Here is a 13,717-nt window from a genome sequence, read left to right as displayed (position 1 = left end):
TGCTCCGCAATGGTTATTGTTGTGTTGCGCACGCCGGCGGCAGGTCAGCGCCGCCGGCGAGAGTCATCAGAACGCTTTCAGGAAACGCAGGTTCAGGCGGTGTTTTTCCTTCAGGCCGTTTTCCACCCGCAGGTCCTGGCCGTAGGTGGCCAGCAGCTGCATGCCCGGTGCGAACGACCAGGCGGTGCCGACCGACATTTTGGTGACTTCACCTTCGTCATCCTGCTTCACCCCAGCGACCTTGGTTTCGCCGCCGAAGGTTTGTGACAGACCCACGCGCAGGTCCAGCGTCGGATCAATCTGGTAACGCACGAAGCTTTGCAGCTGGAACATCGCTTCCTGCTTCATGGTGTCGCGGTTGGCGCCGAACTTGTCGTTGTCGCCGAACAGCGTGACATCCGCCGTCACGTCGAGCAGCCACTTGTCCACGATCGGCGTGATATAGCCGGCCTGCAAAGCGAACTTCCAGCGGTTCTCACCGAGGTTGAGCGCGTCGTTGTGGTCATAGCTGCCAGTGGGGGCGTACAGGAACGGGGTGATGCCGAAGTAGCGGCCCTGCTCTTTGTCGTTCAGCAGCCACACGGTGGCGGCCAGGATCAGGTCACCGACGCCGTCGGCGTTGTCCACGGCCGACATGTCCTTGCTGGTTTCCATGCGGCCGAACGGCAGCAGGAACTGCGGGTCGACGGTGTAGCCGCCGATGTTCATGAAGTGCACACCACGCAAGATGCCAACGTGGCTGTCCAGGCCGGGGCGACCCGGTTGGCTGGAGCCATTGCTGTAGGCGGTGTCGCGGGTGGCGTATTGGTAATACACCATCGCTAGGTTGGTGCCGTCGGGCAGGGCAGTGTAATCACCGGCGTCCACGTCCACCGCATGGGCGGGCAGGGTGGCGGCGAGCAGTCCAGAAGCAAGAGTAGTGAGCGCGATGCGGGGGAAGGAAAAGTGGCACATGTTGCGATCCTTGAGTCCGATTGTTGTTGTTGGGTGGATCCTTGGGCAATGCCTCGCAACGGTGGCTGCATGATCCAAGCCAACATCAGTGCCAATTCGGCGGCGGGAGCGATAAGTGAAAAAAATGTGTTTTGTGATAAGGGGTTAGCGGGCACATAACTTAAGTATTATAGAAAAATCTCTAGATGTGACCGAGGTGAATCACCTGTCTCATCCAGCGTTTTTTGCACCTGGAAGCTGTCTCAGGATGAGACGAAAACCGGTTCAGCTGCCTCGCTCGGATACACTTGATAATCATTATCAAGTCCGATAGCATCCTCATCGTCGAAACAGCGTGGAAGCGTTGGAATGTACGTATGTCTCTGCAAGGGCATCACTGACGGCCAAATACGGGAAGCAGTTCAACAGGGCTGCGACAGTTTGCGCGATCTTCGTCGGGAACTCGGGGTGGCCAGTCAGTGTGGCAAGTGCGCTCGTCAGGCGCGCAGCGTGATGCGGGAAGCCCGTACCGCATCCGCAGCGTCAGTTAATGCGGTAGGCCACTACGTGCCGTCGCCGGTGCGGATCTTCGATCCAGCGTGGGCCACGGTCTAAATTCCAGCGTTCGATCCTGTTTCGTCCGACACACCGGCTTGCCCGGTGTGTCGCTTTTGCACTGTTTTCCCACCGTCTAATTTGCCGTCCTGACTGCAAGTCATTGCCATTGCGGTTTCCGCTACGCTTTGCCGATGAGAAGGTGCGGTTGCGCCCTTCATCCTTCTTCCCAACAATAGGCCTCCCCGATTGACCCGAAGGAGAAAAGGCCATGCGCGGCGACAGCAAAGTCATTGAATATCTGAATAAAGCTCTGGGTAACGAGCTGGTGGCGATCAACCAGTATTTCCTGCACGCACGCATGTACCGGGACTGGGGTCTGGAGAAGCTGGGCAAGAAGGAATACGAAGAATCCATCGATGAGATGAAGCATGCGGACGTGCTGATTCAGCGCATCCTGTTCCTCGAAGGTCTGCCCAACCTGCAAGACCTCGGCAAGCTGAAAATCGGTGAGCACACCCGCGAAATGCTGGAATGCGACTTGGCGCTCGAGTACGAGGCGGTGCCGGTGCTGCGTGAAGCCATCGCCCACTGTGAGTCAGTGCGCGACTTCGTGTCTCGCGACATGCTGCAAGAAATTCTCGAATCCGAGGAAGAGCACATTGATTGGCTGGAAACTCAGCTCAGTCTGATCGACAAGATCGGCATCGAAAATTACCTGCAATCGCAGATGGGCGATGACGACTGATTCCATGGTCGCCATGGTTTAACGCAACAGGCCGCCCTCGGGCGGCCTGTTGCATTTTAGGGCCGGCAGTTGCCGGCACGGCGGTAGCCGGCCGCTTCGGCGCTGGCGGCATCGGCGAAGGTGACCTGGTTGCGTGCGGCCATGGCGTTGTAGCTGGGGCAGTGGGCGAGGTGGTAGATGCGGCTCTGGCGGTTGCCATGCACCACTGCGGTAGGGGCGGCGTCAACTGCGGCAGTCGTGGCCGCGGGCGGCGGGGTGGCATCGACGGCGCCGCCGAGGCGCCAGCTGCGACTGCCAATAACAAACGGGTTGCTGTGTCCCATGCGCTCGGCAATGCGGCGGTCCCGCTCACGCTCCCAGTCGTCCACCGGATACTGACGGTCCCACGCCATGAACAGTTGCTGCTGGTTGCGCGACAGGCTCAGACCGTATTGGTCAGCCATGTAGAAGTACACCCGCGCCACCATGCCGCGCACGCTGGCCGCCGGCTGCGCCAACCGCTGCTGGAAGTCGACGCGGAAATCACAGGCGCCGTGACGCGCTGGCGCATTCGGCAGCATGCCGAACTGGAAGTTGCCGCGGTCGCCATTCACTTCTCCAACCACTGGCGCGAGGTTGTGTAGATCGGCCTCCATGCGCGAAAACACGCCGTCTTCGCGGCTGCACTGGCTGCGGCCGCCTTGCTGCCAGCATTGACGCTGTCGGCCCAGTTCGGATGCCGGCACGATGTGCTCCCACTCCACCCGTTCGGCGCGGGTGGGCTGGGTGCGCACTTGGTAACCGCACTGGTCTAGATCGAAACGGCCACCGTTACGGCCGGCCCACTCCCACTTGCAGCCGCAGTATTCATCGCCAACCGTGTTGCGGTCGAAGTAGACGTAGCGACGGGCTTCCAACTTGGCTTGGTTGAAGTCCAGTGGTGCAGCAGTCGCAGCATGGCTGGCGAGGATCAGTAAGGCGGTAAAAAGGTATTTCCACATAAGTAATCGGCAGACTCTGACGTAAGACAGGACTTACAAGGCGCGTCAGTGTGCCAGCAATGCCGAGGCAGATGAAGTTGGTGTCCGCTGCGGTGGCGCGACAGCCTTAGAGTCGGAGTCGGAGTCGGAGTCGGAGTCGGAGTCGGAGTCGGAGCCAGTGGGGCGGTGGGGCAGTGCGGTATCGCGGATAAACAAAGGGGCTGCGTTAGCAGCCCCTTTTCTTGTATGGCGCACCCGGAAGGATTCGAACCTCCGACCTCCTGGTTCGTAGCCAGGCGCTCTATCCAACTGAGCTACGGGTGCGGGTCTCTCTGGTGGGTGATGTTTGTCGCCCTGAGAGGCTGCGCATTATTCCGAATCGTCCCCGGGGCGTCAAGCGCTGAAAGTGGAAATTTCGCCGGAAAAGAATCGTTTGCTGAGTTTTTGGCCGACTTGATGGGAAAGTGTTCAGCGGCCCGCCGCAGCAGGCCGCGCTGGTATCACTTTTCTACGAACGCGCGTTCGACCACGTAATGGCCCAACTCGCCGCCGCGGGTTTCGCGGAAGCCGCGGCTGTCCAGGTGGGCGGTCAGGTCCTTCAGCATCGCCGGGCTGCCGCACAGCATGAAGCGGTCGGTGTCCGGGTTGATGTCTGGCAGGCCGATGTCGCTGTACAGCTTGCCGCTTTCCATCAGCGAGGTCAGGCGGCCTTCGTTGCGGTACGGCTCGCGGGTGACGGTGGGGTAGTAAATCAGTTTTTCGCGCACGATCTCACCGAAGTATTCGTGCTCCGGCAGCTGCTCCATGATCAGATCTTGGTAAGCCAGCTCGGACACGAAACGCACACCGTGGGTGAGGATGACTTTGTCGAAATGTTCGTAGATTTCCGGGTCGCGGATGATGCTCATGAACGGCGCCAGGCCGGTGCCGGTGCTGAGCAGGTAGAGATTGCGACCGGGCAGCAGGTTATCGACAAACAGGGTGCCGGTGGGCTTACGGCCGATCAGGACCTGATCGCCGACCTGCAAGTGCTGAAGCCGCGAGGTGAGCGGGCCGTCCGGCACCTTGATGCTGAAGAACTCCAGTTCTTCGTCGTAGTTGGGGCTGACCACACTGTAGGCGCGCAGCAACGGACGCCCTTCCACTTCCAAGCCGATCATGGTGAAGAAGCCGTTCTTGAAACGGAAACCGGGATCGCGGGTGGTGGTGAAACTGAACAGGGTGTCGTTCCAGTGACGCACGCTGGTGACGGTTTCCTTGTTCAAATTGGACATGGCATGAACTCTCGCAGTGACCGCATGACAGGAGGGACGGCAAGGCAGACGCCGCCCATCAAAACGAAGCAGTGTACCGGGGGCGCAGTATATCGGTGAAATGCTTTATGTTGATATGCTTAATCGGTTCTCTTGATATGGATCAGGAAGGTCCCGGATGCGATACAGCCTGCGTCAACTGGAAGTGTTCCTGGCCACCGCGCTGACGGAAAACATCACCCGCGCTGCGGAGCAATTGAACATGTCTCAGTCTGCCGCCAGTGGTGCTTTGAAAGAGCTGGAGCAGCAGTTTTCCATCACACTGTTCGACCGTACCGGCAAGCGTCTGCGGCTCAATGAGCATGGCCGTGTGCTGCTGCCACGGGTGCAGAACTTCCTTGAGCAGGGGCGGGCACTGGAGCAGACCTTCGCGCGCCATTCTGAAGTCGGCGAGCTGCGTGTCGGCGCCACCCTCACCATTGGCAATTACATGGCAGTGCCGATCATGGCGCGCTACCTGCAGCAGCAGCCCGGCGCGCGGGTGGAGTTGGACGTGGCCAACACCGCCCAGGTCACCGACGCGCTGCTGCGCTTCCGGCTCGATATTGGCTTGGTGGAGGGCGAGTTACAGCACCCGGATCTGGAAGTGCTGCCTTGGTGCGATGACGAGCTGGCGGTGTTCTGCGCACCGGATCATCCGCTGGCAGCCGCTGGGGTGCTCGATGATGCGGCGCTGGAGGCGGCCGACTGGATCGTGCGCGAGCGCGGTTCCGGCACCCGCCAGACCTTCGATCGGGCCATGCACGGCTTGCTGCCACGACTGAACATCCTGCTGGAGCTGCAGCACACCGAGGCGATCAAGCGTGCGGTGGAAGCCGGCATGGGGCTGGGCTGTCTGTCGCGGGTGACGCTGGTGGACGCCTTCCGCCGTGGCAGCCTAGTGCCGTTGACGGTGACAGGGCGCGATTTTCACCGTCATTTTTACTTCATCCTGCATCGGCAGAAATACCGCGGCCAAGCGGTGCTGCGGTGGATGGAGTTGTGCCGCCAGTTCCCGGCCATGCCGGGGGGGGACGTTGCGTCCACCGGGCAGCTTGCGCATGATGGCGGGCGCCCAAATTGATGAGTCCGCCGGTGGCGGAAGACAAACCACATGGCCCGTTTGCACCCGGCGCTGGAACAGGCGCTGCCGCTGTTACCTGGGGATCGCCCGATCCATCTGTTGACCCGCCATTCGGTGCGCGAGCTGGCGACCAACGGCTTTGCTGACTACCGCCTGCCGTTGACCGAGGAAGGCATCAATATGGCCCGCGACTGGGGCACGCGTATGCCGCGCCCGATCGCGGCGCTGCATTCGAGCCCGGTAGGACGCTGCTTGGATACTGCCAGCCTGCTGTATGAAGGCTGGGCCGGCACCGCGTCGCCGCCGATCGCCCATGAGTCTTCGCTAGTGGAGCCGGGGTGTTTTGTGGAAGACCTGCGGTTGGCGGGTCCGCAGTTTTTTGAGCTCGGCATTCTCGGTTTCATCAATCAGTACCTGAGTGAAGGCATGGACGGCTTGCTGACGCTGGAAGATGGGGTCGCCAAGCTGGTGCGTTACCTGCACCGGCGCGAGCCACCCGCCGGCGAAATGGCCATCCATGTTACCCATGACACCATCATTGCTGCTTTTCTCGGTGGCCTGTTGGGCTGGCGCGGTCTCAATGAACGCGATTGGCCGTGGATGATGGAAGGGTTGTGGCTGTGGTTCGACGACGGCGCCCTGCATTGGATCTGGCGCGCCGAGCCGGGCCGACTGGATGTGGCGCGCTGGCTCGATTGAGCTGGCCGCAGACGAGGGGAAACGCTTGAACGCACTGACTATCAAGGGTCTGACCAAGACCTATGGCAATGGCTTCGAGGCACTCAAGGGCATCGACCTGGACGTGGCTGAGGGCGATTTCTTTGCCTTGCTGGGCCCTAATGGCGCCGGCAAATCCACCACCATCGGCATCATCAGTTCGCTGGTGAACAAGACCGCCGGTTCGGTGGAAGTGTTCGGACATTCGCTCGACACCGCGCGCGGCTTGGCCAAGCTGAGCATTGGCGTCGTGCCGCAAGAGTTCAATTTCAACCAGTTTGAAAAGGTGTTCGACATCGTCGTCACGCAAGCCGGCTATTACGGCATCCCGGCGGCAAAAGCGAAGCAGACTGCAGAGCGCTACCTGCGCAGCCTCGGGCTGTGGGACAAGCGCGATAATCAAGCGCGTGAGCTGTCCGGCGGCATGAAACGCCGGCTGATGATCGCGCGGGCACTGGTGCACGATCCGCAGTTGCTGATCCTTGACGAGCCCACCGCCGGGGTGGATATCGAGCTGCGTCGCTCGATGTGGTCGTTCCTGACCGAGCTGAACCGGGCCGGCAAGACCATCATTCTCACCACCCACTATCTGGAAGAGGCGGAGGCGCTGTGCCGCCGGATCGCCATCATCGATCACGGCCGCATTGTGGTGAACACCGACATGAAGTCGTTGCTGTCGCGTTTGCAGACCGAGTCGCTGGTGTTGGATCTGGCAGAGCCGTGCAGTGCGGTGCCGCCGCTGGACGGCGTGGCGTTCACACTGCTCGACACTCGCACGCTGGAAGCGGATGTGGCGCGTACGCTGCCACTTAATCAGTTGTTCGCGCACCTGAGCGCGGCCGGCATTGAAGTGATGAGCCTGCGCAATAAATCCAACCGACTGGAAGAGCTGTTCCTGCGGTTGGTGGAGCGCAATCTGGAAGGGGAGACGCTGTCATGAATGCCCATCGTCAATGGGTGGCGTTTTCCACCATCCTGCGCAAGGAAGTCCGTCGCTTCATGCGCATCTGGCCGCAGACTCTGCTGCCGCCGGCGATCACCATGTCGCTCTACTTCGTCATTTTTGGCAACTTAATCGGCAGTCGCGTGGGCGATATGGGCGGCTTCGATTACATGCAGTTCATCGTGCCCGGCCTGATCATGATGAGCGTGATCCAGAATAGCTACGGCAACGTGGTGAGCTCGTTTTTCTCCACCAAGTTCCAGCACTCGATCGAGGAAATGCTGGTGTCGCCCACATCGCCGCTGGTGATTCTCAGCGGTTATGTGGCCGGCGGCATCGTGCGTGGCATTGCCGTGGGCGTGATCGTCACTGGGTTGTCGCTGTTCTTCACCCAGCTGCGGGTCGAGCACCTCGGGCTGACGCTGCTGGTGGTGGTGCTGACTGCGGCGCTGTTCTCGCTGGCCGGCTTCATCAACGCAGTATTTGCGCGCAACTTCGATGATATTTCCATTATTCCCACCTTCGTGTTGACGCCGCTGACCTACCTCGGCGGGGTGTTTTATTCGATCGAGCTGCTGCCGGAATTCTGGCGCGGGGTGACGCTGCTGAACCCGGTGGTGTACATGGTCAACAGCTTCCGTTACGGCATCCTCGGCGTCACTGACGTCAATGTGGGACTGTCGCTGCTGGCGATCTTCGGCTTCACCGTGGCACTGTTCCTGTTCTGCCTGTGGCTGTTGCAGCGCGGGGTGGGCATTCGTCAGTAATCGGCGCTTGGCCGCGACTTGCCGCGGCTGCTAAGGTGCTGCGCGCCGCCGCTTCCGGCGGCGCCTTTAGTTGCGGAGGACACATGGCCCAGCTGTTTGCCGACAGCCCGCTGGGGCGTCACAGCGAGTACATCGACACCTATACGCCGGCGTTGCTGCACCCAATTGCGCGCAGTCTGGCGCGCGAGAGCCTCGGGCTGTCCGCCGCGTTGCCGTTTAAGGGCGTCGATGTGTGGACCGCGTTCGAGCTGTCATGGCTGGACCAGCACGGCCGGCCGCAGGTGATGATGGCAGAGTGCCAAGTGCCCTGTGACACACCGAACCTGATCGAATCAAAGTCGTTCAAGCTGTACCTGAATTCGTTCGCCAACAGCACTTTCGTTGACGCCGACGCGGTGCGCCAGCTGCTGGTGCAGGATCTGTCGGCGGCGGCCGGCGGACCGGTCGCGGTGGAGCTGTGGTCGCTGGATGAGGCGCTGCTGACGTTGCCGATGAGCAGCGGCGGGCTCTGTGTTGACCAGCTGCCGGCGACGCTGTCGCAGTACCAGCATGATCCATCGCTGCTGCGCTGCAACGATGGTCCGCTGCAGGACACCACGCTGTGCTCGCATCTGCTGCGTAGCCGTTGTCCGGTGACCCAGCAGCCGGATTGGGCCACCGTGCAGGTGCACTACCGTGGCGCGCCGATCGACCCCACCAGCTTCTTGGCGTACGTGGTGTCGTTCCGCAACCACATTGGTTTCCACGAGCAGGTGATCGAGCAGATGTTCCTCGACATCCAGCAGCAGTGCCGGCCGCAGTCGCTGTCGGTGTACGGGCGCTTTACCCGCCGTGGCGGGCTCGACATCAACCCGTTCCGTTCCAGCGAGGCGCACCCCGCACCTCGTTTCCGTGTGGTGCGTCAATAACGCCACCGCGCTTTGATCTGTCAGGAGGACCGATGAAAAAAACCATGCTGGCGTTGCTGGCCACCTTGATGCTGGCGGCCTGCGGTGCGTCAGAGCCGACCCTGGATACCTCCTCCGATGCGGCATTGGACCGTTCAGTGCAGGCGGTGCAGGCGGGCCTGAATGAGTCTGAGCAAGAAGCTTTTGCTGAGGCGTTCACGCTGATCATGCTGGCCGGCCTCAGTCAGAGCCTGCAGGGCATGATGGAAGACGGCAATGCCGAAGCGGATCTGGACGTCTACATGCAGCGCACCCTCGACGGGCTGACCGGCAAAGAAGTGATCGAACTGGGCGGCAAGCTGCGCCAGCAGATGCGCGCCGACTGACCTGCCTCAGTGACCGGCGCCCACCGCGTGCAGGCAGCCGGTCACGATCTCTGCAATGAATCCTGGCTCCCGGCTATTGGTGGCGATCAGATGATCGGCCGCGCCGTGGATACCGCCGAACAGCATCAGCGCCAGCGCCGCCGGGTGCTGCAGTTGCCAGGCCCCGGCCGCCTGGCCGGCTTCCAACACCGTTCGCAATGACGTCACGATGGCGGTTTTCTCGGCGCTGACGCGGTGGTGGTGGTGATTCACATAGACCACATCGTGCAGCGGATAGCTGTCCAAGTATTGCGCCAACGTCGCTTCCACCCAGGTACGCAGCCGACCCGGCCAATCGTCTGCCGCGCATCGCGCTACCGCCTCATCCACCCCGGCAACGAAGCGTGCCGCGTAGCGCTCGCCGAGTGCCTGCAGCAGCGCCGTCTTGGACGGAAAGTAATGGTAGAAGGTGCCTTTGGCCACGTCGGCACGCTCGACGATGTCGCTTACCGGCGTGGCGTCGACGCCTTGGGCAAGGAACAGCGCTTCCGCCGCATTCATCAGCTCGTCGCGCCGCACCGTGGCCGGTTTGGTGCGTGGCTGGGCCAAGCGCGCCCGGTGGCGAGCGCCATGGCGGGCAGGTTCGGAGCGGGACACGGGCAACTCCCGGTTAGGTTGGTGGGCTGATTCTAAGGGCTTGCGGCAAATTTTCCATGCGCACCGATTGACCGTCAGTCGGTCAATCAATATTGTGAATCTTTAGCAATTAAAGCAGGGCCGTACCGTGGCACCTTCCGACACATCGCTCCGTCGCGCGGCTCTGGTCGCCGCCGCTTACCTCGGCACCTTCCTCGCCACCATCAGTATCAGCATCGTCAATGTGGCACTGCCGACGTTGCAGACGGCATTGCAAACCGACTTGGCTGGCTTGCAGTGGGTGGTCAGTGCCTACGCCATCGCACTGTCAGCGTTCATGTTGTCGGCTGGGCCGCTGGCGGATCGCTACGGGCACAAACGGATGTGGGCGCTGAGTGTATTGCTGTTCACACTTGGCGCTGCGGTGTGCGCCGTCGCCGGGTCGTTGCCGCAGCTGCTGTGGGGACGGGCGCTGCAAGGGTTGGCGGGGGCGCTGTTGATTCCTGGTGCGATGCCGATCCTCACCGCCGCCTTTCCGGAGCCGGCAGCGCGGGCGCGGGTGATCGGCGGCTGGTCTGCGTTCAGCGCGCTGGCGCTGGTGCTGGGGCCCTTGTGCGGTGGCCTGCTGGTGCAATACAGCAGCTGGCCGAGCATCTTCTGGCTGCAAGTGCCGCTGGGATTGGTGACGTTGGTGTTGGGTCTGTGGGGCATCAATGAAATGCGCGATCCAGACCAAGCCGCGCTGGACCCGGTCGGCCAGCTGCTGAGCGTGGTGTGGCTGGGCGCGCTCACCTACGCTTTGATCCGCTTTGGCCACGCCGGGTTCGGCGACGGTCGGGTGCAACTGGCGTTGGCAGTGGCGGTGATTGGCTGCATCGCCTTCGTGCTGGTGGAGCAGCGCGTCGCCAAGCCGCTGTTGCCGTTGGACATGATCACCAAACCGTGGCTGGGGCTGCCAAACCTAGCGTCGTTTGTGCTCGGCTTCAGTGGCTATGCCAGCTTGTTCTTTTTGTCGTTGTTCCTGCAGCAGGGGCAGGGCCAGAGTCCATCCGCCACCGGCACCCAGTTGCTGCCGCAGTTCCTATTGATGGGCGGGGTGTCATTGGCGTTCGGTCGCTTGCTGGCGCGCTGGTCCTTGGCGCCGTTGCTGGCCTGGGGCTACGCCGCCATGGGCGCGGCGCTGGCGCTGATGGTGCTGCTTGGGTCTGACACCGGTTACGGCTGGGTGGCGCTGCTGCTGGCAGTGCTCGGCATCGGCATGGGCATTGCGGTGCCGGGTACGGCGGTGATGGTGATGGGGCGGGTGCCGGTGGGCCGGGCCGGCAGCGCGTCCGCCACCATGAATGCGCTGCGCCAGACTGGCATGACGCTCGGCATTGCGTTGCTCGGCAGCTTGATGGGGCTGCACGCATTGGCGCGCATGGAACACAGCAGCAGCACGCTGGGTGGCTCGTTGGAGTTGGCACGCGCCGCGGTGCTGGCGCAGCAACTGCCAGCCGAGCCGGCACTGCAAGCGGCCTATCGCACTGCCATGTCACAAGGGTTCAACGTGGCGATGCTGGTGGCCGGCCTCAGTTCGCTGACGGTGGCGTGGGCCCTGTGGCGCCGACGTTCAGCATGAGCACAAGGCGCGACAGCAAGGCGGCCGGCGGATGATCGTCGGCGGCTTCAAAACACGGTTTGGAGCAGTGGCTGGTGAAGGTGGAAGTACGCACCGCCGGGGCGGCTGACTTGGCGCAGATCACACCGCTGTACTGGCAGCTGTTCCAGCTGCTGGCGGATTGGCAGCCGTTTTACCTGCGACCGGCAGAGCCGGATGCGGCATTCCTGCAGCGCACACTGACTGATCCGGCGGCGGACATCTTGTTGGCGGAGCGGGGCGGTGAGGTGGTCGGCTTTCTAATGCTGCAACTGCAGCACACGCCGGACTACACCAGCGTGCAGCCGCGTCCGCTGGTATATGTGGTGGATGTACTGGTGGCGGAATCGGCCCGGCGCGGCGGTGTGGCCAGTGCTTTGATGGCGGCGGCAGAGCAGTGGGGCCGGGCGCGCGGTGCTGACTACATGGAACTGTCTGCCTTGGCGGAGAACCGCCCGGCGCGGGTGTTCTACATGAGTCGCGGGTGGCGGCCGGCCGCGGTGGTGTACCGGCGGCGTCTGGATGACTGACCGCTTTGCCGTTCAGCTTGGCGGCGTCCGCCAGAAGTGGAACGTCGGCTGGCTCTGCGCAGGCGGTTGCCGTCAGCACACGCGCGGTGCTGCGTGAAAGCAGCACACCGAAGTCTGTTCAGCGTGAGCAGATGCGATGCCTAGGTAGCCTATCCGCTGCCAACCGTTACCATCCCATTGGCCAGCCGGCCAGCATCCACACCACCAGCAACACGCTCCAGCCCAGCATCAGCACTAGGCTGTAAGGCAGCATCAATGCTAACAAGCTGCCCACCCCGGCCTGTGGTTGGTAATGACGCATGAAGCCGAGGATCAACACGAAGTAGGGCATCAGCGGCGTGATCACGTTGGCGGTGGAATCGCCGATGCGGTAGGCGGCTTGGGTGGTGGCAGCGTCCAGCCCCAACAGCGCCAACATGGGCACCAGCACCGGTGCCAAGATCGCCCACTTGGCCGAGGCGCTGCCGATGAGCAAGTTCAGCAACGCCGTCAGTACCACCACCGCTAGCGCCATCGACAGCGGTGACAGCGCCAGTGTTTCCAGCCCGCGCGCGCCGCCGATGGCGGTCACCAGCCCGATGTGCGACCAGTTGAACCAGCCGACGAATTGCGCCGCGAAAAACATCAGCACCAAGTAGCCGGCCAGGCTGGCCCAGGTTTGCTCCATGCTTTCAATGATGCGCCGGCTGTCGCGGAACGCTCCCTGACGGCGGCCATACACCACGCCCCCCACCGCCGCGATCAGGCTGATCAGCACCACGCTGTGGTCCACCAGCGGCGACGGCAACAGACCGCCGTCCGGCCCCCGCAAAGGCGCGCCGGCCGGCAGCGCCAGTGCCAGCACTGCGAGCGTCATAAGCAGCATGGCGGTCACTGCCCAGATCAGCGCCGGGGTCGACGGTTGCGGCTGCTCAAGCGGGTTGTTGGTTGCCGGCGGCGCACCCAACCACGGCTCCACCCAGCACTGGGTGACCACGGTGACCAGCACCGTCACCAGCACCGACGACACCAGCATGAACAGATAGTTGGCCGCGACCCCGACCGTTGCCTCCGGGTGCAGCAGCCGCAGCGCTTCGGTGGTCAGGCCCGACAGGATCACGTCGGTGGGGCCGAGCAGCACGTTGGCACTGAAACCACCGGAGACGGCGGCAAACGCGGTGGTAATGCCGGCTACTGGGTGGCGGCCCGCCAACTGGAACAGCACACCGGCCAGTGGGATCAACACCACATAACCGGCGTCCATGGCCAGGTTCGACAACACCCCCGCAAACGCCACGGTCGGCACCAGTAGTCCCTGTGGGGCACGCTTGACCAAGCTGCCGAGCAAGTGCGCCAGTAAGCCGCTGCGCTCGGCGAGACCAATGCCCAGCAGTGCCACCAACGCCAGCCCTACCGGAGCGAATTGGGTAAATTGCGGCACTGCCTCGGCGAGCATGTAACGCAGGCCCTCGCCGCTGAGCAGGCTGCGCACCGCCACCGGCTCTCCGTTCAAGGGGTGGGCGGCGCCGACCTTGAGCGCTGCCAGCAGCGCTGACAGCACCAGTACCAGCGCACAGAGGCCGACAAACAGCAGTGCCGGGTGCGGCACGCGGTTGCCGACGCGCTCCACATGGCGCAGGAAACGGGTGGTGCGGGAGCTCTGTTCCATATCGCGGCATCCTT

The 13,717-nt window shown here is 62.7% G+C and carries 15 protein-coding genes and 1 tRNA gene; 10 read left to right on the top strand and 6 right to left on the bottom strand.

Annotated features, from left to right (window positions below; all coding sequences use genetic code 11):
• Nucleotides 1-66: 66 nt before the first annotated feature.
• Entirely contained in the window at nt 67-954 is an 888-nt protein-coding gene (locus AB5I84_RS09080) for a transporter (RefSeq protein ID WP_369455533.1), read from the bottom strand.
• Between the two features lie 348 nt (nt 955-1,302).
• On the opposite strand from AB5I84_RS09080, the gene AB5I84_RS09075 reads away from it, so the two are divergent.
• Nucleotides 1,303-1,548, top strand: coding sequence for a bacterioferritin-associated ferredoxin (locus tag AB5I84_RS09075; RefSeq protein WP_369455532.1), 246 nt, complete (start codon nt 1,303-1,305; stop codon nt 1,546-1,548).
• A 211-nt stretch (nt 1,549-1,759) separates the two neighbouring features.
• On the top strand, nt 1,760-2,236 hold the full coding sequence (gene bfr, locus AB5I84_RS09070) for a bacterioferritin (protein ID WP_369455531.1): 477 nt from the start codon (nt 1,760-1,762) through the stop codon (nt 2,234-2,236).
• 56 nt (nt 2,237-2,292) lie between these two features.
• On the opposite strand, the gene AB5I84_RS09065 is transcribed toward bfr, so the two are convergent.
• The 3 genes from AB5I84_RS09065 to AB5I84_RS09055 form a co-directional block, all read right to left on the bottom strand.
• Nucleotides 2,293-3,216: an endonuclease gene (locus AB5I84_RS09065; RefSeq protein WP_369455530.1), complete on the bottom strand. Its 924-nt coding sequence runs from the start codon at nt 3,214-3,216 to the stop codon at nt 2,293-2,295.
• 226 nt (nt 3,217-3,442) lie between these two features.
• Nucleotides 3,443-3,519, bottom strand: a tRNA-Arg gene (locus AB5I84_RS09060).
• 176 nt (nt 3,520-3,695) lie between these two features.
• The gene (locus AB5I84_RS09055; RefSeq protein ID WP_369455529.1) at nt 3,696-4,469 is read right to left on the bottom strand and encodes a ferredoxin--NADP reductase; all 774 of its coding nucleotides are present in this window, start codon (nt 4,467-4,469) and stop codon (nt 3,696-3,698) included.
• Between the two features lie 157 nt (nt 4,470-4,626).
• Between AB5I84_RS09055 and AB5I84_RS09050 the strand changes: the two genes are divergently transcribed.
• From AB5I84_RS09050 to AB5I84_RS09025, 6 genes are all read left to right on the top strand, one after another.
• On the top strand, nt 4,627-5,571 hold the full coding sequence (locus tag AB5I84_RS09050) for a LysR family transcriptional regulator (RefSeq protein ID WP_369455528.1): 945 nt from the start codon (nt 4,627-4,629) through the stop codon (nt 5,569-5,571).
• 30 nt (nt 5,572-5,601) lie between these two features.
• Nucleotides 5,602-6,270, top strand: coding sequence for a histidine phosphatase family protein (locus AB5I84_RS09045; RefSeq protein ID WP_369455527.1), 669 nt, complete (start codon nt 5,602-5,604; stop codon nt 6,268-6,270).
• A 25-nt stretch (nt 6,271-6,295) separates the two neighbouring features.
• The gene (locus tag AB5I84_RS09040) at nt 6,296-7,228 is read left to right on the top strand and encodes an ABC transporter ATP-binding protein (RefSeq protein ID WP_369455526.1); all 933 of its coding nucleotides are present in this window, start codon (nt 6,296-6,298) and stop codon (nt 7,226-7,228) included.
• On the top strand, nt 7,225-7,998 hold the full coding sequence (locus AB5I84_RS09035; RefSeq protein WP_369455525.1) for an ABC transporter permease: 774 nt from the start codon (nt 7,225-7,227) through the stop codon (nt 7,996-7,998). The genes AB5I84_RS09040 and AB5I84_RS09035 overlap by 4 nt, the downstream gene beginning before the upstream one ends.
• An 83-nt stretch (nt 7,999-8,081) precedes the next feature.
• Complete coding sequence (gene queF / locus AB5I84_RS09030; protein WP_369455524.1) at nt 8,082-8,906, top strand: NADPH-dependent 7-cyano-7-deazaguanine reductase QueF; 825 nt, start codon at nt 8,082-8,084, stop codon at nt 8,904-8,906.
• Nucleotides 8,907-8,938: 32 nt separating this feature from the next.
• A complete protein-coding gene (locus AB5I84_RS09025) occupies nt 8,939-9,271 on the top strand; it encodes a DUF6694 family lipoprotein (RefSeq protein WP_369455523.1) in 333 nt (110 codons plus the stop codon).
• Between the two features lie 6 nt (nt 9,272-9,277).
• On the opposite strand, the gene AB5I84_RS09020 is transcribed toward AB5I84_RS09025, so the two are convergent.
• Nucleotides 9,278-9,907, bottom strand: a complete 630-nt coding sequence (locus tag AB5I84_RS09020; protein ID WP_369455522.1) for a TetR/AcrR family transcriptional regulator — start codon at nt 9,905-9,907, stop codon at nt 9,278-9,280.
• 127 nt (nt 9,908-10,034) lie between these two features.
• Here AB5I84_RS09020 and AB5I84_RS09015 point away from each other — a divergent pair, with 127 nt between their 5' ends.
• Nucleotides 10,035-11,507 carry an MFS transporter gene (locus AB5I84_RS09015; protein WP_369455521.1) on the top strand — a complete coding sequence of 491 codons (1,473 nt, stop codon included), beginning with the start codon at nt 10,035-10,037 and terminating at the stop codon, nt 11,505-11,507.
• A gap of 74 nt (nt 11,508-11,581) precedes the next feature.
• The gene (locus AB5I84_RS09010) at nt 11,582-12,055 is read left to right on the top strand and encodes a GNAT family N-acetyltransferase (protein ID WP_369455520.1); all 474 of its coding nucleotides are present in this window, start codon (nt 11,582-11,584) and stop codon (nt 12,053-12,055) included.
• A 166-nt stretch (nt 12,056-12,221) separates the two neighbouring features.
• Here the strand turns inward: AB5I84_RS09010 and AB5I84_RS09005 are convergent, their stop codons facing one another.
• Nucleotides 12,222-13,703: an AbgT family transporter gene (locus AB5I84_RS09005; protein WP_369455519.1), complete on the bottom strand. Its 1,482-nt coding sequence runs from the start codon at nt 13,701-13,703 to the stop codon at nt 12,222-12,224.
• Nucleotides 13,704-13,717: the final 14 nt, after the last annotated feature.

This window comes from Alcanivorax sp. REN37, assembly GCF_041102775.1.
Classification (GTDB): Bacteria; Pseudomonadota; Gammaproteobacteria; order Pseudomonadales; family Alcanivoracaceae; genus Isoalcanivorax; species Isoalcanivorax beigongshangi.
Note: the sequence above shows the minus strand (reverse complement) of the source record. Positions and strands in the feature narration are given on the sequence as shown.